We start from the raw sequence: 23276 nt of genomic DNA on the forward strand, positions 1-23276 counted from the left end.
CAGGGGAGTCATCCTACCGGTTCTTCGCAACTGCCGCTCAGGGCGACGGCTGTCCCCCGATCCAGGTCTCGATCACGTTGAGACCGCCATCCACCAGCACCAGGTCGGCGCGATAGCCCGGCTCGATGCGGCCCAGCTCGCGATCCAGACCCAGGAAGCTGGCCGGGTACAGGCTGGCCATGCGAGCGGCGTGCGGGAGGTCCACGTCGAGCATTTCCAAGGAGTTGCGGACCGCGGTCGCCATGTCGATGTCGGAGCCGGCCAGGCGGCCGTGCGCGTCGACCAGCATGTTGTCGTAGGCCACCGAGATCGGCCGGCCCTGCAGGCTGAAGGTTTTGTTGGGCGCGCCGACGGTGGGCATGGCGTCGGTCACCAGCATGAAACGATCCCGGCGTTTACTGCGCATGGCGATCTTCAGCACGACCGGATCGACGTGATGACCGTCGACGATGATTCCACACCAGCTGCCGTCATCGTCCAGCGCCGCGCCCACCGCGCCCGGCTCGCGCCCGGACAGTTGCGACATCGCGTTGAACAGGTGAGTGAAGCCCGTCAGGCCATGATCGAGCGCCGTGCGGATCTCGGCGTAGGTGCCATTGGTGTGGCCGGCCGAAACGATGACGCCTGCATCCGAGAGCTTGCGAATGATTTGCGGTGTCGTGCGCTCGGGGGCGAGTGTTACCAGCGTCTTGCCGCCTTTGAGAGAGGTCAGCAGTCCCAGCGCATCCTCGTCGAGCCAGCGCAGCTTGGTCTCGTCATGCACGCCTTTGCGTGCGGCATTCAAGAACGGACCTTCGATGTGGATGCCCAGCACACCGGGCACGCCTGCTTCGATGGCATCGTGCGCAGCTTTCACCGCGCGCGAGACAACGTCGAGATCGTCGCTGATCAGCGTGGGAAGAAAGCCGGTCGTGCCGAAGTGGCGATGCGCGCGGCCAATTTCCCGAATCGACGCGACGCTCGGATCGTCGTTGAACAGCACGCCGCCACCGCCGTTGACCTGCACGTCGATGAAGCCGGGCAACAGGGTCTGGCCGTGCAAATCGTAAGTCGTGTCCGCGCTCCAGTCGGAGTCGCGAGCAACGATTTGCTGGATGCGTGCGCTGTCGATGAGCACGACTTGATTCTCGACCCATCCCGAGTCGCGCAGCAGGCGGCCATTGACCAGCGCGAGCGTCATTACAGCGTCTCGGTCACTTTGTTGAGATGCGGAGGCTGATCGGGATCGAAGCCGCGCGCGGGGGCGAGCGCCGCGATCATTCGATAAAAACTCTGCACCATGAGCAGCGGTTCGATCACGGCGTGGGCAGAAATCGTCGGCAGAGACATCGCTCCCGTCACTCGCGGGCCCGCAACGAGCACGTCGGCGCCGCGCGCAATGAAGTCGGTCGCGAGCTTCTCGATACCGCTACGGCTCTCGTCGTTCTGCGACAGCATCAACACTGGAAAGCCGCGACCCACCAGCGCCATCGGGCCATGTTTCACTTCGGCCGCGCTGAATGCTTCGGCGTGCAGGCCACAAGTCTCCTTGAACTTCAACGCCGCTTCTTGCGCGACCCCGAGTCCGTAGCCGCGGCCCACAACAAACAAATTGGTCGCTCGCTGCAGCACCGGTGTCGCCGCGCTCCAGTCGAGCTGCCACGCCTGTTCGAGCTGATCCGGCGCGCGCATCAGCGAGTTGATCAAAGTTTGATCCGAGGTCCAGCACGCAACCAGATGCACGATGGCACTGAGCGAAGCGATGTAAGACTTGGTCGCGGCGACGCTCGTTTCCGGCCCCGCGTTCAGCGGAATCGTGTGATGCGCCATCTGCGCGAGCGGCGATGCGGGCGAGTTGCACAGCGCGATCACGCATGCGCCATTGCGTTTGGCGTTCTCGGCGGAGGCGAGCAGGTCGGGGCTCTTGCCCGATTGTGAGATCACCAGAAACACGACGCCGCGCATGTCCGTTTGCGCGTTGTACAGAGAGCTCAAGGAGGGCGAGAACGAGGTCGTCAGCAGTTTGGTGTGCGACTCGATCAAATACTTCCCGAACGTCGCCGCATGATCCGAACTGCCGCGTGCGCAAGTGACGACTGCGCGTGGGTTCATCTCTCTCAGCAGCGCGCCGATCCGGCGCACGTTGACCGCATTGTTCTCCAGCTGGCCGCGCACCACGTTCGGTGCCTGGCCGGCTTCCTGGAACATGCGGCTGTCCGTACCCATGGTCATGACGATGCGCTGAGCTCCGCGACGAAATCATAAATGTCGCCGCGATAAAACGATTGTGAGAATTCGACGGCGCGGCCGTCCTTGAGAAAGCCGACGCGCTCGACCAGCAAGCCCGCGTCTTTCTCCTGCGCTTTCAACAATTGCGCCTGTTCGGCGGTAAGCAAGACGGCGCGCAGGCGTTGCAAGGCGCGCACGGGACGATTGCCGGTGCGTTCCAATGCTTCATACAACGATGTTTCCACCGACTCGACCGATGGCAGGCAATCGGCCAGCACCGTCGCATATTCGAGTGCCATCGGCGCATCGTCGGCATAACGAATACGGCTGAATCGATATACCGGCGTGCCCGGGCTGGAACGCAGCGTGAGCGATTCGCCTGGCGTGACTGCGCCGGCCGCGCGATCGAGCCAGACACTACGGGGCTTGCGTCCGCGGGCGCGCATGTCTTCGGAGAACGACGTGAGTTTGGCGAAATTCTTTTCGACTCGATTGGTGACGAAGGTGCCCGACCCTTGCTTGCGGATCAGCAAGCCTTCCTCGACCAGTCCGTCGATGGCTTTGCGCACGGTGATGCGCGAGACGTTGAGCTCCTCGGCGAGATCGCGCTCGGGCGGTAGTGCGTCGTCGGCACCGAGAACGCGGTTTTCGATGGCGAGTCGCAACTTGCGCTGTAGCTGCTGATACAGCGGCAGGGTGCTTGCTTCATCGAGCGGCTGCAGATGCTCGGAGAGTGGCGTCAAACCGATGCTCCTCGAAGGTGATTCTTGCTGTTGTAGTGCACTTATGGAGTGCGAAGATGCCATTGGAATATTACCAATGCAATACCAATAGCCGAGTGGTCTGGCAGGTATGAACACTCAAGTCACTGTATTGGCGCTGAAAAACTCGATTAAAAAGTAATGGTACTAACTAGGCTTGGCTTTTTGCTCAGACTGGTACTATATTGGACCCATATTGGTCTGATCAAAACACAACCAAGGGGTAGGGAGCGATGAGCAAGAGAAGCACGACTCTGATCGGTGCCGCCGTCACGCTGGCGCTGTTCCAGCAGGCCGCGGTTGCGCAAACGCAGACGACCGATCGCAATGAAGTCGAGGAGGTTGTAGTTACCGGTATTCGCGGCAGCTTGCGCGAATCGGTGGAGACCAAGCGCGAGGCGACCGCCATCGTCGACGTGATCTCCGCCGAGGACATGGGCAAGTTCCCGGACAAGAACGCGGCCGAGTCGTTGTCGCACGTGCCGGGCGTCAACATCGATCGTCAGTTCGGTCAGGGCGAACGGGTCAGCATCCGTGGCACCGACCCGGCGTTGAACCGCACGCTGCTCAACGGCCAGACGGTGGCGTCCGCCGACTGGTTCATTCTGGATTCGCCGGGCCGCACGTTCAACTACACGCTGCTGGCGCCTGAGATCGTTTCGAGCCTCGAGGTGTATAAGAGCCCCGAAGCGCGCATCGATGAAGGCAGCATCGGCGGCACTGTGATTCTGAACACGCGCCGGCCGCTCGATCTCCCCGCGAGCACTCTGCGCACTTCGCTCGACTACGCGTACAACGATCGCGCCAAAGAGGGCAAGCCGAACTACTCCGCGCTGTTCAGCTGGAAGAACGATGCCGATACCTTCGGCGTGATCTTCACGGCGCTGCGGTCCCAAGAGGAACTGGAGCGTCATGGCATCGAGACCTTCAGCTATCCGACGGCGGGTGGCGCCGGGATTCCGGCCAGCGTCGTGGCGGATCGTTCCGCCGTGTTCCCCAATGCAATCAACTCGGCGCTGTTCGTGCAGGATCGTACGCGCAACAGTGGCACGATCGGCCTGCAATTGAAGCCGAGCGACAGCTTCGAGCTGAACCTCACCGGCTTGTATGTGAAAGCCGAGTACGACAACTACAACCAGAGCCGTTATGCGTTCTTCGGCGCGTCGGCCGCGAATGCCACCAGCGCCACCGTGAGCAATGGCTTGATCAACTCCGCCTCGTTCTCCGATGGCCTGACGCTGCTCGACGCGATCTCGCGACGTTCGGAAGTGGAAACCTATGCGGTCGACCTGAAGGCCGACTGGCGCGGCGACGGCTGGAGCGCGAGCGGCACCATCGGTACCACCGAAGCGGACGGCGGCACTCAGCAACAATACTTCCTGGAGTACGAGGGCCGCGGCGCTTTCAGCTACAACATCGGCAAGGAACGCGCGTCGGTCACGTTCGCGAACGATCCGGCCAGCCCCGCGTCCATGCCGAGCATCGGCTTCGGCCAGTCGCGTCAGCAGCCGACGCACGACGAAGAGCAATACGTGCAGGCGGACTTCACGCGCGATCTCAGCTGGGGTCCGATCAATCAGTGGCTGTTCGGCGCCAAGTATCGCGAGCACAAGACGGATCAGGACTCGCGGCTTGGAAACATTGCCGGCAGCGCGCTGGCCGGTCAGGGCCTCGCCAATTTTGCCGGCGGTCTGACGCCTGGAAACATGCTGGACGGCGTGGACTCGAATTCCGGCCTGGATCGCTGGATGACCGTGAATCGCGGCGCCCTGGAGAATTTCGTGCGCGGCGTGCCGGTGGTCAACCCGCTGACCAGCCCGCCGACTCCGTTGGCCTCGGGGCAGCTGACGCCATTCCCGAACGCCATGTTCAATGTGGAAGAGGAGATCTCCAGCGCCTACACGCAGTTCAACTTCACTGGCCAGGGTTTCCGCGGCAACCTCGGCTTGCGGTATGTGATGACCGATCAGTCCAGCGCCGGCTTCACGGGCGTGGGTGCGGGCAACTTCGTGCCTAACTCGTTCTCGCGCGATTACAACGACTGGTTGCCCAGCTTCAACTTCGCGATGGACGTGGCGGATGACGTGGTGGTGCGCTTGTCGGCGTCACGCTCCATGGCGCGCGCCAACTTCGCCGACCTGGCGTCGTTCGTGGAATTGGATAACACGACGAACTCCGGCCGCGGCGGCAACCCCAACCTCGATCCTTACCGCGCCGCCAATTTCGACCTTTCGGCCGAGTGGTACCTGGGCAAGGAAGGCCTGCTGGCGGTGACGCTGTTCTATAAGGACGTGCGTTCCTTCATAGTCAGTCAGTCCTCGCCGGAGCAGCAGTTCGACACCAACTCCGGCCAGGTCGAAACTTTCGACGTGACCCGTCCTCGCAATGGCGCCGGCGGCCAGATCCAGGGCTCGGAGCTGACCTATCAGACCAGTCTGTGGGGCGACTTCGGCCTGCAGGCCAATTACACCTACGCCGACGGCAGCACGGATGAGGGCCTGCAGATTCCGTTCAGCTCGAAGCACACCATCAATCTCACGCCGTACTACGACAACGGCACCATCAATGCCCGCCTGACCTATGGCTGGCGTTCGAAGTACTTCCGTGAGATCGGTCGTAACGGTGTGGCAGTGACCACCGATGAGTACGCCCAGCTGGACGCGGCCTTCGGCTGGCGTCTGACCGACAACATCGAGTTGACGGCGCAGATTCTCAACATGCTGGACGAAACGCACTACGAGTACGCGGGCGAAGAGAGTCATTTGCTGAACCTCTACAAGAACGGCCGCCGGTACTTCGCCGGCGTGCGCTTCTCCCTCTAAGTGCCGATGGGGCCGCGGATTGAAACATCCGCGGCCCTGATCCAAGCTCGTGCCCACGGCAGACGGTTCGTCTGAAGCCGGCGAGTACTCACGCATGATGCAAAGACGAATGACTGTGGCGAATCGCACTGTCATGGGAGTGTTGGCCGCTCTCGTGCTCGCTGCCTGTGGCGACAAAGCGCCGCTGCCTTCCAGTCCGACCTCAACGCCAATCGCCGTGATTCCCGCGCCTCGCAAAGTCGAGGCGGGCAGCGGCGTCTTTGTGGTCAAAGAGGGGACTCGGCTGGAGTTCGGCGACGGCGTCGAGGGCGAGCGCCTCGGTGGCTATCTCACCGACTTGTTTCAAAAGACTTACGGCATTGGCCTCGGTGCCTCTGGCAATGTGCCCGCCGCGGGCGTGATCCGTTTCGAGCTCACCGGCGGCGCCGCCGGTCCTGCGCATCCCTGCGCCCCCGGCATTTGGGCGTCCTGCCCATCAGAAAGCTATTCGCTTGCGTCCTCCCCCTCGCGAATCGTCATTTCCGCCGCCGACTCTCGCGGCCTTTTCTACGGCGCCGTTACGTTGTGGCAGTTGCTGTCGAAACAGCAGGGCAGCTTCGTGGTTCCTGTGGTCACTATCGAAGATTCGCCGCGCTTCGCCTGGCGCGGATTGTTGCTGGACTCGGCGCGCCACTATCAACCGCCCGAGTTCATCCGCAAGTTCATCGATGTGATGGCGCTGCATAAGTTGAACGTGCTCCATTGGCATCTCACCGACGATCAGGCGTGGCGTCTGGAGATCAAGAAATATCCGCGGCTCACTGAGGTGGGCGCATGGCGCGTGCCCGCTGGGCCCGCGGCTGCTGCCGATATCGATCCGGCGACCGGCAAGCCTCGCTTGTACGGCGGTTTCTATTCGCAGGAGGATGTGCGGGGCCTCGTGGCCTACGCGAGGTCTCGCAACATCACCATCGTTCCCGAAGTTGATATGCCGGGTCATGCCAGCGCTGCAATCGCCGCCTATCCGAAGCTGGCGGTGCTCGATCGACCCTCGGCCGATGTGCCGGCGGATTGGGGCGTGTATCCCAATCTGTTCAATGCCGAGGAAGCGACGTTTAAATTTCTCGAAGATGTGTTGGCGGAAGTCGTCACCCTGTTCCCGGGGCAGTACATCCACGTCGGCGGCGATGAAGCGGTGAAGGATCAGTGGCAGGCGTCGCGTCGCGTGCAGGCTCGCATGCGCGAGCTCGGTGCGAAGGACGAGCACGAGATGCAGAGCTATTTCATCAAGCGCATGGAGAAATTTTTGGCCGGCCAGGGCCGGCGCTTGATTGGTTGGGATGAGATTCTCGAGGGCGGGTTGGCGCCGAATGCCACGGTGATGTCGTGGCGTGGCATCGATGGAGCGGTCGCCGCCGCGGCTTCGGGGCACGACACGGTGTTGTCGCCGCAGCCAACGCTTTATTTCGATCGGCGGCCGTTCGATACGCCGACGTCGCCGGGCCGGGTGCAGATTTCGACGGTCGAGAACGTGTATGCGTTCGACCCGGCGCCGGCTGCGATCGGCGAGGCACAGCGCAAGCATATCCTCGGCGTCCAGGCGAATATCTGGACGGAACACATTCGTACGCCGGAGCGCGTTGAGTTCATGGCGTTCCCGCGTGCGGCGGCGCTGGCCGAGGTTGGTTGGTCGGCGACCAAAGATTGGGCGGGGTTCTCCGAGCGGCTGCCCGCGCAGCTCGAGCGCTACAAGGTGCTCGATGTTCGTTTCGCCGAAGCGCCGCTGCCGCGACCCGTGGATCCATTTCATCGCACCAGTCATGAGATGGTGCTGTGTACGGAGAAGATTGCGCTGTCGCTGGAGGATGATGCGCCGGTCGCTGGCACTCGCGCCGTTTTCAAGGTCGATATCATGAATCCTTGCTGGCTGTTCAAAGGCGCGGATCTTTCCAAGGCAACTGCGTTGGTGGCGTCGGTTGGCCAGGCGCCGTTCAACTTTCAGATCGGCGATGCGGTGAAGGAGATTCCCTTGCACAGGCCGGCGACTCCGGAAGGCGAGCTGGAAGTGCGTGTCGATGACTGCAATGGCGAACGCATCGCGGTGCTGCCGCTGGCGCCGGCGGCCGGGAATTTCGCGGTGACGACTTTGCCGGCGGCGAGCATCAAGCCGCGCGAAGGCTTGCACGACCTGTGCCTCACGTTCACCCGGAAGAGCATCGATCCTATCTGGACCATCGACTCCATCGAACTGAAAACCACCAGGGCCGCGGGGACGGAATGAGCGATGCTGTGAAATCGTTGAAGCTGCACTCGCCGCTGCGCGGCTGGTGCGCGTCGCTCGATGAAACGCCGGATGAGGTGTTCGCGCAGCGGTTCCTCGGTGATGGAGTGGCCATCGATCCTACAGGCGATACGTTGTATGCGCCGTGTGATGGCGAGGTTGTGTCGGTGGCGTCGTCGAAGCACGCAGTTGCTTTGCGCGCCGAGAATGGCGCGGAGATTCTTTTGCATGTTGGCATCGACACGGTGGCGTTGGGTGGCAATGGATTCGAGGCGCTTGTTCAGCCGGGCGTGCGAGTTAGCCGCGGCGATCCGCTGTTGAAGTTCGACCTCGATGTGCTGGCGCGCGGCGCGAAGAGTTTGATCACGCCGATGCTGATTACGAATGGCGACCGCTTCGCGGTTGCCAATGCATGTGTTGGGGTGGCGGTTGAGGTGGGCGACGCGTTGTTCGATGTGGTCGCCACGGGTGCGGCTGTCGCCGCGTCGTCGGGTGGAACGACGCAGGAACAAACGTTGAGGTTTGTGGTATCGCTGGAGCATGGGATTCATGCGCGACCGGCGGCGTTGATTGCGAACTTCGCCAAGGCCCAGTCGCTGGAAATCACGATCGCCGCTCACGGCCGAAGCGCGAACGCGAGAAGTGCGGTGTCGCTGATGGCGTTGGGTGTGAAACACGGCGACGAGATAGCGCTGACCGCTCGCGGCGACGCCGCCGCCGCGCTTGAGCAGATGAAACAGGTGATCGTTGGGATCAAGGAGGCGCCGTCGGCTGGTGCGCATGCGGGTTCGGCGAATAACGTTGCCGCCGCGCTGGGCCGTTCCGCAGCACGCGCGGACCAGGCTCGGACAAGAAGTGGCTTTGTCGCGAGCGGTGCTGAATCGCCACGGGCGAAGGAATCGGGGGGCGAATCGGCGGGCGGCGCTCAACCAGCGAGGGAACTCGGCGGGCAATCGGCGAGTGGCGCGCAAGCAGCGAAGGAGTCTGGCGGTCAAGCGCCGATCGGCAAGGAAGCCACTGGCGACTCGCGCTCCGGCGGCGTTGAGAGGAATGTGTCAGCGGCCGCGGGCTTCAGCCGTCAGCGCGGTGTCATCGCCAGCCGCGGCCTCGCGGTTGGCCGAGCGATCACTTTGAAAGCTGCCGAGATCGCCGTCGTCGAAGCCGGCAAAGGCATCGCACACGAAAGTGCCGGGTTCGAACGCGCTCGTGCCGAAGTCCGCGCTCGTCTCAACCAACTCGCGCAGCACTCGCAGGGTGCAGCCAAGGACGTCATCACCGCCCATCTCGAATTCATCGACGACTGGGAGCTCGTCGCCTCCGCGCGCCGCGCGATCTCTCGTGGCAAGAGCGCTGCCTTCGCCTGGCGTCGCGCTGTCCGTGATAGCGCCGATACACTGCGCGCGCTCGGCGACCCTCGCATGTCGGAGCGGGTCGATGATTTGATCGACCTGGAATCTCAAGTCCTGCTCGCCCTCAGCGGCGAAGCCCCGGTCACGATTCCTCAGCTCCCTGACCGCTCGATCCTGGTCGCTGAAGATCTCAAGCCCTCACAACTCGTCTCGTTAGACTCGACCAAGCTCGCCGGCATCTGCCTCGCTGCAGGTGGACCCACTTCTCACGTCGCAATCCTCGCCGCCGCGATGGGCGTGCCCGCGCTCGTCGCACTCGGAGAGAGCGTGCTGAGCATCGAGGACGGTGCCTGGCTCGTGCTCGATGCCGAGCAGGGCAACCTCACGATCTCCCCTGATCAAGTGGCGCTGGCTGCCGCCGAACAAACATTGACGCAGCGAAAGCAGCGCCAACAAAGCGAACGGGCCGCAGCCCATGTCGACTGCAGAACGGCCGATGGCGAGCGCATCGAAGTCTTCGCCAATCTCGGCTCCGTCGCCGAGGCGCAAGTCGCGGTCGCGCATGGCGCTGAAGGATGTGGACTGCTCCGCACTGAATTCCTGTTCCTCGACCGCGATTCGCCGCCAAGCGAGGACGAACAGCTCCAGCAATATCAGGGCATCGCCAGCGCCCTCGAAAACCGGCCGCTGGTCATTCGCACTTTGGATATCGGCGGCGACAAACCCATTCCCTATCTGCCACTGCCCGCCGAAGAAAATCCAGCGCTCGGCCTGCGGGGTGTGCGTACGAGTCTGTGGCGTCCGGATCTGCTCCGGGTTCAGCTGCGAGCCATCCTGAGAGTTCAGCCCGTCGAGCAATGTCGCGTGCTGCTGCCGATGATCACCGATCCGGCCGAGATTCGCGCGGTGCGCCGGATGCTCGACGAGGTTCGTCGTGAGCTGTCGATCACGTCGCCCGTGCAAGTGGGCGCCATGATCGAAACACCGGCATCAGCTGTGATTGCGGGCCGTATCGCGCGCGAAGTGGATTTCCTGAGCATCGGCACGAACGATCTCACGCAGTACACGCTTGCGATGGATCGCGGTCACGCCGAGCTGGCGCATCGTATCGATGGTTTGCATCCGGCTGTTCTGAATCTGATCGCGATGACTGTTGACGCCGCCGAAGAGCAAGACAAGTTGGTTGCGGTGTGTGGCGGCCTGGCCTCGGAGCCGGCGGCTGTGCCCATTCTCATCGGCCTCGGTGTGCGTGAGTTGTCGGTGGTGCCCACATTGGTGCCGCAACTGAAGAGCTTGATCCGCACCGTGACGGTTGAAGCGTGTCGATCACTGGCACAACGTGCGCTGGCGATGGACACGGCCGAAGCAGTGCGTGCGTTAGCCAATGAGGCAATGACGCCGGCGCGAGGGTTGTTGGCGGCGGAATAGCGACGCTTCCGCAGGGGTGAGGTGATGAAAAACATAGTTACCGGCTTGCAGTCCATCGGCCGCGCGCTGATGCTGCCGATTGCCGTACTGCCTGTCGCGGCACTCCTGCTGCGTCTCGGCCAGCCAGATCTACTCGACATTCCCGCGATTGCCGCTGCCGGCGATGCCATATTTTCCAACCTCGGTTTGTTATTCGCGATGGGCGTGGCGGTCGGTCTGGCGCGTGAGAATCATGGTGCCGCTGGATTGGCGAGTGTCGTTGGCTACTTGGTGACGACCAAAGGTGCGGAGGTCTTGATCTCGGTGCCGCCGGAGGTGACGGCGCAATTGACCGGCCAAGCGCGCGACTTTGCCATTGCTGCCTTCCGTGCGCGCGAGCTGGCGAAACTCAGCGTGCCGGCGGGTTTGTTGAATGGTTTGATCGCGGGCTATCTGTACAACCGTTTCAGTGACATTCGTTTGCCTGCCTATCTGGCGTTCTTCGCGGGCCGACGTTTCGTGCCCATCGCGAGCGGTACGGCCGGCATCTTGCTCGCGCTGGCGTTCGGTTTCGGCTGGCCGATCCTGGAGCGGGGCATGGATGCGACGAGCGATGCCGTTCTGGCGTCGGGTTCGTTTGGAATATTCGCGTATGGCGTGCTGAACCGGGTGCTGATCGTCACCGGGTTGCATCACATCTTGAACAATGTCGCCTGGTTCCTGCTCGGCGATTTCCACGGGGTGACTGGCGATCTCAAACGTTTTTTCGCGGGCGACCCGACGGCGGGTGCGTTCATGTCCGGTCACTTCGCAGTGATGATGTTCGGTCTGCCGGCTGCATGTCTGGCCATGTATCAGGCGGCGGCGCCGGCGCGGCGTGCTGCTGTCGGCGGCATGTTGTTTTCCATGGCGCTCACGTCGTTTCTGACTGGCGTGACGGAGCCCATCGAGTTCTCTTTCATGTTTCTCGCGCCGGTGTTGTATGGGATTCACGCGGTGCTGACGGGTGTCGCCATGGTGGTCATGGATTTGTTGAACGTGCGGCTCGGCTTTGGGTTCTCCGCGGGCTTGTTCGACTACGTGCTGAGCTTTGGCAAGGCGACGAGGCCGCTGTGGCTGGTGCCGATCGGGCTGGTGTATTTCGGGCTGTACTACGGCCTGTTCCGATTCTTCATTGCGCGTTTCAACCTTGCGACGCCGGGGCGTGAGATTGAAGATGCGGCGAGTGCGCGGGGTGATGCGGGTACAGAGGATGATGCTGTTCAGGCTTGGATTCGCGGGCTTGGCGGTGCGGGCAATCTCGTGGCGGTCGATGCGTGCACCACGCGATTGCGATTGTCGATCGCCGATCAGAAAGCGGTGAATGAAACGGCGCTCAAGTCGCTCGGCGCCCGAGGATTCGTGCGGCCGTCACAGCAAACGTTACAAGTCGTGGTGGGGCCGATTGCGGATCAGTTGGCGTCCTCCATTCGAGCTGGACTGAGATTGCCTGCAAGCGTTGCGTCTACTACGGCACCGGCTGCGGTAGAAACACCATCCGAGGTGCCGAGTGCAATCTCGGCATTGCAGTTGGTGAAGACCCTCGGTGGCTTCGAGAATATTCGCGACATGCGGGCGGCTGCCAGTCGTTTGTGTTTTACCGTGCGCGATGACGCGGCGGTTAGCGCTGACGTCGCCAAGCTTGCGGGCGTGCGAGGAATGGCCCGACCGATGGCTCATAGCGTTCATGTCCTCATCGGTCCCTCGGCGCCTGGCGTACTCGCGGAATTGGGGCGGCTCCGGGTTTAGGCGCGTTGTTTGCTGCGGTCGTCGGAGTCGGAGTCGGAGTCGGAGTCGGAGTCGGAGTCGGAGTCGGAGTCGGAGTCGGAGTCGGAGTCGGATTTCGGAGGCGTCGGTGGTCTGCGTCGCCGGGAGTGACCTACCTCGTCCCGGCACCGGGCGCCGCCCGTCGCGCAGTGCGCTCCTTGGCGCACGTCCCTGATGAGCCCTGCTGTTGCGGCCCCGTCCCTGTGCCGCAAAGCTGCCGGGACGAGGTAGGTCACTCCCGCCGCCGCCGATACGTCACTGGCGCATTCGCGCGTGACTCTTCTCCCACCGTGCAACCGTCAACGGGTACTTTAGCGGTTGCTCGTTGTGGAACCTTCGTTGCGGCCGCGTTTGGGCGCGGCCGCTCTTCCGAGATTAGCTTGTGAATTGAGGCTCGATCGATGTAGCAGTGACCGAGGTTAGCTGTTGAGTTGAAATCGATCGAAGTGGCAGTATCGAGGGTAGCTACTGAATTGAGCTCGATCGTTATAGCAGCGACAGCGGCGGCTGCGCTCAAGCGCGGCCGCAACGCCAGTTCGACAACGAGCACGCTCAACTTCGCTGTGACGGTTGCAGGGTCGGAAGAGCGTCACGCGCAACGCGCAGTTGACGCATCGGGCGGCGTCAGGGTGGGGGATCTCCTCCCCGGCAATTGGATCCGCCAGGGATGGCGGTCCTATAGCAGCCACAGGGAGGTGCAGCAGGGCGCCCGCGACAGCGGGAGCGAAGCGTGCGCAGGCGTGTGTCGCGGTGCCGGGGAGGAGATCCCCCACCCTGGCGACGCCGGACCACCGACGCCTCTGAATCCGAATCCGACGACGTGGCGACACCAGACCACCCACGCTTCTTAAATCCGACTCCGAGCGAGGCCATGCAGATTGACCTGCGATAGTGGCCGCTTCGATGATATGGCTACAGGCATTTCGGAGCGGGGAAACGATCATGTGGCGACGGTGTAAGCAATCGAAGCTGTTGGCTGTGCTTTTGCTGAAGGTCTCGCTCATCCCCGCCGTGTCGCTAGCCGTACCCACTGCAGTGTTCTCGCAGGCAGCCGCGCCTGCAGGCACCACAGTCATCGTCGGTGCATCGGTCGTAAATGTCGAAGATGGCTCGGTGATTCCCAACGCGGTCATGCTCATTGAAGGCGATCGCATCAAGGCCGTGGGGCCGGCTTCGGCCGTGAGTGTGCCGGCGGATGCGCAGAAGATTCGTATGGATGGCAAGTGGCTCGTGCCCGGCCTGTTGAACATGCATACTCATTTCGGCCTGAAATTACCGGGCCCCGCGGGTGCGGCGCTCGAGAACGAGACGGACATGCAGCTGGTGCTGCGCATGGCGGACAACGCGCGACAGTCGTTGTATGCAGGCGTGACGACCGTCCGTCTCGTCGGTGAAGAGCATGGCAGTGATTTCGCGCTGAAAGCCGCCATCGATGGTGGCACCGCCGTCGGTCCTCGTATCCAATCCGCAGGTGAAATCATCGCAACCACCGGCGGACACGGTTTTCTCGAAGCCGATGGCACGGCCGAGCTGGCGAAGGCGGTGCGCCAGCAGATCAAGAACGGCGCGACCTGGATCAAGGTCGCGATCTCCGGCGGCATCTCCGATTCTCACGGCAGCATTGCCGCCTCGACCATGACGCATGAGGAGATGCAAACGGTCATCGAGGTCGCGCATCGCAATGGCGTGAAGGTGACGGCTCACAACGGCTCGCCGGTCGCGGCGGATGAAGCGCTGGCGCTGGGTATCGATTGTTTCGAACACGCCTATCACTTGACCGAGAAACAACTGCGCACGATGCAAGCCAAGGGAACGTGGCTGGTGCCGACGGCGGTAGTGACTGATGAAGGCGCGATGGAGTTTTTTCGTAAGATCGGTTCGCCGCCGTGGTATCTGGAACGTGTGAAGAGCACGCGCGAGGATCACCTCAAGATGCTTCGGGCCGCCGTAAAGCTCGGTGTGAACATCGCGCTCGGCACCGATCAATTTCCCTTCGAGCCGAACGCCGGAACGACGGCGACGGTGCGTGAGGCCGAGCTCTATGTGAGCGCCGGCATGACCCCGCTGCAGGCATTGCAGGCCGGGACGCTCAAGCCCGCGGCGCTGCTCGACATGTCAAAAGACGTGGGCTCGCTCAAGCCCGGCCACTACGCGGACATCATCGCTGTGGATGCCAACCCCGCGCAAAACATCGCCGCATTACGGACCATCAACTTCGTGATGAAGGGCGGACAAGTCGTGCGTCACGACCAGCCGTTGCCGTGAACGCAACGTAATGTCGCGCGGGGGGCTATTGAATCGGCGCGGCATTGTTCTTAGCGTGTCGGCCGTCGAGGCTTGGAAGGTCAAGATATGGACAGGCATTCGGTCCAGTGGCGGGGCTACATTCCGGCGATCACGACGCCGTTCACCGCCGACGGAGCGCTCGATCTCGACGCTCTGGACCGCTTGTTGACGTGGCTGCATCAGGAAGGAATGCACGGGATCATCGTCGGTGGCACGCAGGGTGAGTGGTGCACGATCGATGCAGCGGAACGCAAGCAGCTGATGCAGGCGGTCGCTCGCAAGCTCAGCGGCAAGCTGCCGCTCATCGCGGGCTGCAGCGGTTACACCGCGCGGGAAGTCGCGGCGCACGCGAAGCTCGCGGCGGATCATGGATTCAATGGCATTCTGGTCACGCCGCCACCGTACATGGTGCCGACCGATCGCGAGATTCTCGAATTCTATCGCGACGTGAACGATCGGGTGTCGTTGCCCATCTGTGTCTACAACTGGCCGCCGGGCACGAACGTGGATATGTCGCGCGACTTGCTGCAACAGATCGCCGGGCTGTCGAACGTTGTCGCGATCAAGAACTCGACGGCCGATCTGCGCCGCTTCGTCGATGTGTTCTTCGCGTTGAAGGACGAGGTGCGCGTGTTCGGTGTGCCCATGAACGACCTGGGCATCTTGCTGGTTCAACAGGGGGCCGACGGTACGATGGGCGCGGGTGCCGTGCTCGGTCGCGAGCAGCCCGGCTACTTCAATGCGATTTGGGAGAACGATATCCCGCGTGCGCATCAGCTCGGTGCCAGAAACGAACTGCTGATGCGCGCGTGGTTCAACGCTGATTACACGGGGCGCTTCGGTTCGGCGCAAGCCATCTTCAAGGCGGCGTTGAACGAACTCGGACTGCCGGGCGGTTATCCGCGGCGGCCGTTGTTGCCGCTCGAACCCGAGGGCATGAGCGTCGTGAGACAAACATTGGCTCAGCTCGGCAAGCTCGGAGCCTGAGTTTGTCAGTGCGAGTCATTCTCAAAAAGTCCGGACCAGATTCACGGTACTTGCTTTCGGTCGCTCGAGGAGAGTAAAAAGCACGGCGAAGGCCAACAGGGGAATAGCACCGGCTGCAATAAAGACTGGTGCGTAACCATAAGTATCGAGTGTCCAGCCGGTGGCCATGGTAAACACCATGCCACCGGCTCCGGCGCCCATCCCGCCCAGACCAACCACCGAGCCGACCGAGTCGCGCGGAAAAGCATCGGCGCACAACGACATCATGTTCGGCGCCCACAGGCCGAAGCCCAGCATCGCGGTGCTGATGCCTACAAAAATAATGGTGATGCCGAGATCGAACGCCGCGCTGATGCCGGCCGTCATCAACAACATTCCAATCAGCATCACGGTGAGGCGCGCGGGCAGCACGCTCATTCCTCGACGACACAACAGATCGGAAAACGCGCCGCCCAGCACGATGCCCACGCCCTGCGCGGCGAAGGGAATCCACGCGTACTTGCCGATGTCGGCGGCGGTGAAGCCGGCGCTGCGCGTGAGATATTCGGGAATCCAGAAGTAGTAGAACCAGACCCACGGATCGGCGAGCACGCGCGCGGCGATCACGGCCCAGACGTTGCGCGAGCGAAGCAACTGCAAATAGGGCGTGCGCTTGACCAGGAGGCTGCGCGACTCAGGTAGCGCGGCTGAGGAAATCCCGCGGGAGACGGACGGGTCGGGCGCGCTGTCCTCGCTGATATGACGCAGCTCCTCGTCGGTGACGGCCGAATGCGCGCGAGGCAGGCGATAGAGCCACAGCCAGGCCGCGAGCCAGACGAGACCGACGAGCCCGGTGAGAACGAAGGCCCAGCGCCAGCCCAACGTGAGATTGATCCAAGCGACGATGGGTACGGAGATGACGAGGCCTGCGCTCACGCCTGCGCTCCACAGTCCCGTCGCGAAGCCTCGCTCTTTGCGCGGGAACCATTCGGAAACGGCTTTGACGCAGGCGGACCAGCTGCCTGCTTCTCCCGCCCCGAGCAAGAAACGACACACAGCGAACGACGCGACACTGTTCGCCACTGCGTGCAGTCCCGCTGCGATCGACCACCACGCCATGATCAGAGCGAATCCCATGCGCGTGCCGATGCGATCGATCAGCCAGCCCATCACCGGCTGCATGAACGTGTACGCGAGCAGGAACGCCGTCAGGATCGACGCATAACCTGTGTTATTGATCTGCAGCTGATCGCGCAACGTCGGCGCGAGCACTGTCAGCACCTGGCGATCGACATAGCTGATCGCCGTGGCGGCGAACAGCAGCAGCACGATCACCCAGCGAAAGTTGGGAATCTTTTTCACGGTGTCAGCGCCGCTCGAGAGGTTCGAGCGGCGTGCGTAGGTTTATCAGCTGTTGGGCGCGATCAAGCTCTTCAAATGCGCCTCGACCCTCAGCATCAATCGATACACGCCGTTGGGCACTTGCCGGCCGGTGCGGGTGATCAGGCTGATGCGCGTCGAATTCAGCACCGGATTCTCGATCGGGATCGCGACCAGCTTGCCCTCGGTCAATTGCGGCTGCGCCAGGAACTCCGGCAGGAACGTGAGGCCGCGGCCGCACTTCGCGAAGTCCTTCAGCAACATCATCGAGTTCGCGATCAGGCCGGGTTCGAGGAAGACGCCTTCGGCATGCTCGGCCTCCCGCACGATCTGACGGATGCGGAACGAATCCTCCGGCAGGCCGATGCTGTAGTCCTTGAGATCGCCCAGCTTCACGCTCTTGCGACCGGCCAACTCGTGCTTGGGATGCACGATGGCCTTGAGCGGCTGCGACAGCGTCAGGCGCGCGCGCACCTTCGGGTCCTTGGGCACATCGAAGATGAGACCGAAGTGAGCCTCGTCCTCGCGCACCAGCGCGACGGCATCGTTGCTGCCGCTCATCTTCACGCGCACCGTCAGCCCCGGAAACCGGCGCATGAACTCCTGCAGGACTTCACTGAACGAGTCGTTGATGAAGGCCTCGCCGACCGCGAGGTTGATGGTGCCGCTGCGAATGCTGCGCAACTCGGCGACTCGCGACAGGAACACTTCTTCGTGCGCCTGCATCTCGCGATAGTAAGCAAAGGCGGCGTTGCCGGCCTCGGTCAGCTTGATCTTGCGGCGTCCGCCTTCGATCAACCGCATGCCCAGTTCCTTCTCGAGCGCGGCGATCTGCCGGCTGATGGACGAGGTCGCGACATTCAGCTCGTCGCTGGCCGCCCGCATCGTGCCGAGCCGCGCCGCCTCGTACAGATAGCGCAGTCGAATTTCCCCGTGCATGCGTTCCCCCGATAGTTGCCTCTAACGCAACGAAGTCGAGTCTATGTTGAGCTCGGCTTCAGATTCAATCAGCGTCCGGCTCGCCCGGGCGGGATTCGGGGAACGCCTGAAGGCGCTTGACCGGCCGCCGGGGCGGCTGAATCATGCCGCCCGCAACAGGCTCTCAACAACGATGACTCGCTTCGACGTGGTGGTGCTCGGCGGCGGCCTGGTGGGCTGCGCGGCCGCCTATTACCTGGCCAGGCGTGGCGCCAGCGTGCGCTTGATCGAGCAGGGCGATCTGAACCGCGAAGCATCCGGCCGCAACGCCGGGTCGCTGCATTTTCAACTCGAATACCGGTTGATTCGTTACGGCGACGAGCGGGCTGCGCAGTTCGCGCAGATCATTCCGCTGAGCCGGGTCGCGATCGAGGATTGGCGTGGGCTCGAAGCCGAGTTGCAGGCCGACCTCGAAGTCGGGATGCACGGTGGTTTGATCGTGGCTGAGTCGGAGAGTGATGTGGCCTTGCTCGAGAAGCGGCAGGCGCTGCAGGAGAAGTGGGGGCTGGGGTCCTCGTTGCTGTCAGCGTCGGAAGTGCGGCGGATCGCGCCGTATCTGGCCGACAGCGTCATCGCCGCTGGTTACTTTCCACATGAGGGTCATGCGAACCCTCGACTCGTCACGCCGGCGTTCGCTCGTCGGGCGGCAGCGTTGGATGCGAGCATTCAGACACAGACGCGAGTGACGGCGCTCCTGCGCGATGGCGCGGAGTGGGTGGTCTCGACGGTTGATCGTGCCGGGTGCACTCAGGATGTGATGGCTGGAGCGGTGCTCAATGCCGCCGGTGCTTGGGCCGGAGAGATCGGGGCGCTCGCGCATCTGCATCTGCCGATCTTTGCGGTGCCGCTGTCGATGAATGTCATCGAGCGTGCCGCGCCTTTGATTCCTCATCTCGTGCAGCATGCCAGTCAGCGACTGACTCTCAAGCAAGTCGCGGCGGGCAATGTGTTGGTGGGCGGTGGGTGGTCGGGGCGGTTTGCGCGCGAGGGTTCGGCGATGAGCACTCAGCGGCGCGCTGAGCCCGTGATCGAGAATGTGATGGCGAATTTGTCGCTGGCCGCGCGGCTGGTGCCCGCGATTGGCGGGTTGCATTTGTTACGTTCGTGGGCTGGGATCACCGGGATTACGACCGATCAAATGCCGCTGCTCGGCGCGGTGCCGGAGGCGCCTGGGTTCTTCGTCGCTGCGGGTGGCGCGGCGTTTACGCATGGGCCGACGTATGCGAGGTTGATCAGTGAGCTCATCGTCGATGGGCGGCCGTCCATGAGTATCGATCTCTATAGCCCGGCTCGGTTCAGCCACATCAATAACTTCATGGCTTCGGTGTGACATGAGAGTCACGCATTTTCCGAGCTTCACTGGTCCGTGTGCGCCATGCCCAGCGCTTGCCCGCGACGCTCGTGTGAATGCGTGGCGGCTCGTGTTGCGGGCGGTCAGAGCATGAGCAGGAGAATTACGCTGGGTGTCGTGAGGCCGGCGGCGGTCAACATTTTCGTCAATGGCAAGGCGGTCGAGGCTTACGAAGGGGAGTCGGTGCTGACGGCGCTCATGGCGGGCGGTGTGCTTGTGATGTCGCGCGATAGTTTCGGTCGGATGCGCGCGCCTTTCTGCAACATGGGTGTTTGTTTTGACTGCATGGTCGAAGTGGAAGATGGTTCCTCTCGTGTGCGCGCGTGTTTGACGCCGGTGCGTGCCGGGTTGCGTGTGATCGTGCCGGACCATAATTGATGGTTGCTAACGAACAGCAAGCGGCCGTTGCGACGTGCGAGGTCGCCATCATCGGCGCCGGCCCGTCCGGCCTCGCTGCCGCCGCGCTGCTTCGAGAGCATGGTGCCGCTGTGACGATCATCGATGAGCAGGCGCGCGCTGGCGGGCAGATTCTGCGCCAGCCGCCGAAGAGTTATTCCGTCGCGAATTGGTTGCCGGCCAAGTTGTACGACGGCGTGAAGGTCGCGCTGAGGGCGGTAGAAGAGCGACAGGATATCGATTGGCGGTTTCAGTCGACCGTGCTCGGGATCATGCGGCCGTCGCCGTATCGGGCGCTGCGCGCCGGCGCGGTTCGTAGCAACCACATTGATAACAATACGAACGTCGCTGGTACGGAACCGGATCTGGCGAGCGGCAGCCAAGATACTAGGGGTGAGGGCAGCGCTGGCTATGGATCGGCCGGAGTGAGAGATAGCCGTAATCCTGGTGGCATCGCCGGCTCGGAATTGGCCGGAGTGAGTGACGGTCGCAATCTTGGGAGCATTGCCGGCTCGGGGCTCTGTGGCGGTGGCGCGCACGAGCTGTGGATTCATGGGCCAAACGGTTTGTATTTGCTCCGGGCGAATGCGGTGCTTCTGGCGCCGGGTTGTTACGAACGTCCGTTGGCCTTTCCGGGCTGGACGTTGCCGGGCGTCATGGGGACGGGTGCCATTCAAACGTTTGTGAAGAGTCAGCAGTTCGTGCCGGGCAATCGTTTCCTGCTCGCGGGCAGTCATCCACTGCAACTCGTCGTCGCGGATCAATTGCTGAGCGCCGGCGCGCAAGTCGCGGCTGTCGTCTTCACCCAGCGCAAGCAACAAGCCTGGCTCCTCATGCGCCACCCGCTCGTGGCGCTCCGGCATCATCGGCAGCTGCTCGAAACCTCTCACATCTTCAGAAGACTGCGTCGGGCCGGCGTGCCGGTGATCTTTGGTCACACCATCGTCAGTGCCGACGGCGCAGCCGTCGTAGAGCGCGCGACGATAGCGGCCATCGATGCGAAAGGAACGATTGATCGGCATAAGACCAAGGTCTTCGACTGCGACCGCGTCGGCATCTGTCACGGCTTTCTCACGTCATCCGAGCTCGCGCGACAGGCCGGTGCCGAGATGCATTGGAAGGATCACGCCGGCGGTTGGCTCGCGCGTCACAACGAGTGGCTGGAATCGAGTGTCAAAAATCTGTTCCTGGCCGGCGAGATCACCGGCGTCGATGGCGCCGACGCGGCGTTAGAGAAGGGCCGCATCGCTGCGGTTGGCATCCTGCGTTCCCTCGGTCGCGTGGACGATCGCCAGGCACACAACCTGGCGGCGACAGCGAGGAATCGTTTGTCACATCAGCAAAGCTTCGCCGCGATCCTGCAGGAACTTGCCCGCCCACCCGCGAGCCTCGCGTTACAAACAATGAGCGACGACACCATCCTGTGTCGCTGCGAGTCCATCAAACGGGGCGAGCTTTGCCAGGCACTGGCAGACAACAAACATATCCTCTCCGCGGACGCCGCGAAGCTACTGACCAGAGTGGGCATGGGCCTGTGCCAGGGCCGACTGTGCGGCGACAATGTCGCTCGAGTCATCGCCGAAGCCCGCGGTGTGCAGCCCGGTAAAGTGGGTCCGTTCCAGGCACAAGCGCCAGTGAAGCCCGTACCTCTCGCGGCATTCATGCGTCGACCCTGACCCCAAGCTTCGTTGAGGACGCACGCGACGGCTCGACCATGCTCGCCGCAATCTGAAAACGCTGTCTCGCCGCTTCTCGACGACTGAGCCGCCCCGTCGTCGTCTCATTTCTCCGTGCATCAATGGTTTGCGACTGATGAAGCGCCTCGTGGCGATGAGTTAGCGATATCAACGCCGTGACCCCCTTTCCGCCCGGCCCCTCTCTCTGGCATGCTGACAACGTTGTCACCTTGAGCGACAGCGTCGGCAGCAATCCGGGGGATAGAGAATGAATTCCGATAGCGGCGCACAGCCGAGCTACATGCCTGCACTGCTGGTGCTGACCTCCCTGTTCTTCATGTGGGGGTTCATCACTTCGCTGAACGACATTCTGATTCCGCACCTGAAGGCCATTTTCACGTTGAGTTACGTGCAGGCCATGCTGATCCAGTTCAGCTTCTTCGGTGCTTACTTCGTGATGTCGGTGCCCTCGGGGTATCTGGTGGAGAAGCTGGGGTACCGGCGCGGCATCATCATCGGGCTGTCGACGGCGGGCATCGCCTGTCTCTGCTTCTACCCGGCGGCGTCGATGCAGTCGTATCCGCTGTTCCTGGCGGCGTTGTTTGTACTGGCGTCGGGCATCACGCTGCTCCAGGTCGCCGCGAATCCTTACGTCACCATTCTCGGGCCGAGCGACACGGCCGCGAGTCGATTGAATCTGACCCAGGCATTCAATTCCCTGGGCACCACGGTCGGCCCATTCCTCGGGTCGATGTTCATCCTGTCCGCGGCGGTGAGTGCGGGCGTGGCGGTGGATACGGCGAAGGAAATCCAGACGGTGCAAGGGCCGTATCTGGTGCTGGCCGGCCTGTTGTTCCTGATCGCCATCGTGTTCTCGCAGTTCAAATTGCCAGTAGTGAAAGGCACGGACGCGACCACCGCGGGGGCCGACGATCACAACGTGCCCAGCGTGTGGAAACACTCGCACCTGGTGCTGGGTGCTGTCGCCATCTTCACTTACGTCGGCGCGGAAGTTGCGATCGGCAGCTTGCTGGTGAATTTCATGTCCCAGCCCGACGTGGGTGGACTCACCGAGAAGACCGCGGGCAGTTATCTATCGCTGTACTGGGGCGGCGCCATGGTTGGCCGGTTCATCGGTGCGTTCGTGCTGCGGAAGATCAAGCCGGGCCTGGTGCTCGCGTTCAACGCCGCTTGCGCCATCGCGCTGTTGCTGATCGCGATGAGCCTGTCGGGCAAGGTTGCGATGTGGGCGGTGCTGGCCATCGGCCTGTTCAACTCCATCATGTTTCCGACCATCTTCACGCTCGGCGTGGCGAAGCTGGGCCGTCACACCGGCGAGGGTTCGGGCGTGCTGTGCATGGCCATCGTCGGCGGTGCCATCGTGCCGGTGATTCAGGGCTACTTCGCGGACACCATCGGCTTGCTCTCGTCGTTCTTCGTGCCCGCGATCTGCTATGCCTACATCGTGTTCTACGGCTTGAAGGGGCACGTGGTCCGCAGCGTTCCTGACACGGAGATTTCGGCACGAGGGGCGCGCGCCAATATGTGACGCCGCTCCGGTAACCGCTGGCCCCGGGTGGCGGGAGCCAGTGTCCGCGTGAGAGACTGCCGGCGCGAAGAAAATCCCGCA

15 protein-coding genes are annotated in these 23276 nt (G+C 62.7%); 10 read left to right on the forward strand and 5 right to left on the reverse strand.

Features of this window, described 5'->3' with window-relative positions; genetic code table 11:
- Positions 1-37 precede the first annotated feature (37 nt).
- From nagA to EKO19_RS13470, 3 genes are read right to left on the reverse strand one after another with little or no spacing between them, the layout of a single operon-like run.
- Complete coding sequence (gene nagA / locus EKO19_RS13460) at positions 38-1180, reverse strand: N-acetylglucosamine-6-phosphate deacetylase (protein WP_129776904.1); 1143 nt, start codon at positions 1178-1180, stop codon at positions 38-40.
- Positions 1180-2211: an SIS domain-containing protein gene (locus EKO19_RS13465; protein WP_217705316.1), complete on the reverse strand. Its 1032-nt coding sequence runs from the start codon at positions 2209-2211 to the stop codon at positions 1180-1182. The genes nagA and EKO19_RS13465 overlap by 1 nt, the downstream gene beginning before the upstream one ends.
- Positions 2208-2951, reverse strand: a complete 744-nt coding sequence (locus tag EKO19_RS13470) for a GntR family transcriptional regulator (RefSeq protein WP_217705317.1) — start codon at positions 2949-2951, stop codon at positions 2208-2210. Before EKO19_RS13470 ends, EKO19_RS13465 begins: the two co-directional genes overlap by 4 nt.
- 251 nt (positions 2952-3202) lie before the next feature.
- Between EKO19_RS13470 and EKO19_RS13475 the strand changes: the two genes are divergently transcribed.
- The 6 genes from EKO19_RS13475 (at position 3203) to EKO19_RS13505 (ending at position 15886) form a co-directional block, all read left to right on the forward strand.
- Positions 3203-5791, forward strand: a complete 2589-nt coding sequence (locus EKO19_RS13475; RefSeq protein WP_129776906.1) for a TonB-dependent receptor — start codon at positions 3203-3205, stop codon at positions 5789-5791.
- A gap of 115 nt (positions 5792-5906) precedes the next feature.
- Entirely contained in the window at positions 5907-8051 is a 2145-nt protein-coding gene (locus tag EKO19_RS13480) for a family 20 glycosylhydrolase (protein ID WP_217705318.1), read from the forward strand.
- Positions 8048-10828 (forward strand): phosphoenolpyruvate--protein phosphotransferase, encoded by a 2781-nt coding sequence (gene ptsP / locus EKO19_RS13485; protein WP_129776907.1) that lies wholly within the window; start codon positions 8048-8050, stop codon positions 10826-10828. The genes EKO19_RS13480 and ptsP overlap by 4 nt, the downstream gene beginning before the upstream one ends.
- A gap of 24 nt (positions 10829-10852) precedes the next feature.
- Positions 10853-12595 (forward strand): N-acetylglucosamine-specific PTS transporter subunit IIBC, encoded by a 1743-nt coding sequence (nagE, locus tag EKO19_RS13490; RefSeq protein WP_129776908.1) that lies wholly within the window; start codon positions 10853-10855, stop codon positions 12593-12595.
- Positions 12596-13555: 960 nt separating this feature from the next.
- Positions 13556-14878, forward strand: a complete 1323-nt coding sequence (locus EKO19_RS13500; protein WP_129776909.1) for an amidohydrolase family protein — start codon at positions 13556-13558, stop codon at positions 14876-14878.
- Positions 14879-14965: 87 nt separating this feature from the next.
- Positions 14966-15886, forward strand: a complete 921-nt coding sequence (locus EKO19_RS13505; protein ID WP_129776910.1) for a dihydrodipicolinate synthase family protein — start codon at positions 14966-14968, stop codon at positions 15884-15886.
- Positions 15887-15907: 21 nt separating this feature from the next.
- Here the strand turns inward: EKO19_RS13505 and EKO19_RS13510 are convergent, their stop codons facing one another.
- Together EKO19_RS13510 and EKO19_RS13515 are read right to left on the reverse strand one after the other, a co-directional pair.
- The gene (locus EKO19_RS13510; RefSeq protein WP_129776911.1) at positions 15908-17227 is read right to left on the reverse strand and encodes an MFS transporter; all 1320 of its coding nucleotides are present in this window, start codon (positions 17225-17227) and stop codon (positions 15908-15910) included.
- Between the two features lie 45 nt (positions 17228-17272).
- Entirely contained in the window at positions 17273-18184 is a 912-nt protein-coding gene (locus EKO19_RS13515; protein ID WP_129776912.1) for a LysR family transcriptional regulator, read from the reverse strand.
- 172 nt (positions 18185-18356) lie between these two features.
- Between EKO19_RS13515 and EKO19_RS13520 the strand changes: the two genes are divergently transcribed.
- The 4 genes from EKO19_RS13520 to EKO19_RS13535 all read left to right on the forward strand — a co-directional run bounded on the left by EKO19_RS13520 (position 18357) and on the right by EKO19_RS13535 (position 23195).
- Positions 18357-19553, forward strand: coding sequence for an NAD(P)/FAD-dependent oxidoreductase (locus EKO19_RS13520; RefSeq protein ID WP_129776913.1), 1197 nt, complete (start codon positions 18357-18359; stop codon positions 19551-19553).
- 111 nt (positions 19554-19664) lie between these two features.
- Positions 19665-19952: a (2Fe-2S)-binding protein gene (locus EKO19_RS13525; RefSeq protein ID WP_129776914.1), complete on the forward strand. Its 288-nt coding sequence runs from the start codon at positions 19665-19667 to the stop codon at positions 19950-19952.
- Entirely contained in the window at positions 19952-21646 is a 1695-nt protein-coding gene (locus EKO19_RS13530) for an FAD/NAD(P)-dependent oxidoreductase (RefSeq protein ID WP_129776915.1), read from the forward strand. The genes EKO19_RS13525 and EKO19_RS13530 overlap by 1 nt, the downstream gene beginning before the upstream one ends.
- 268 nt (positions 21647-21914) lie before the next feature.
- Positions 21915-23195: a sugar MFS transporter gene (locus EKO19_RS13535; protein ID WP_129776916.1), complete on the forward strand. Its 1281-nt coding sequence runs from the start codon at positions 21915-21917 to the stop codon at positions 23193-23195.
- The last annotated feature ends 81 nt before the right edge of the window (positions 23196-23276 follow it).

It is taken from the genome of Peristeroidobacter soli (assembly GCF_004138485.1).
Classification (GTDB): Bacteria; Pseudomonadota; Gammaproteobacteria; order Steroidobacterales; family Steroidobacteraceae; genus Steroidobacter; species Steroidobacter soli.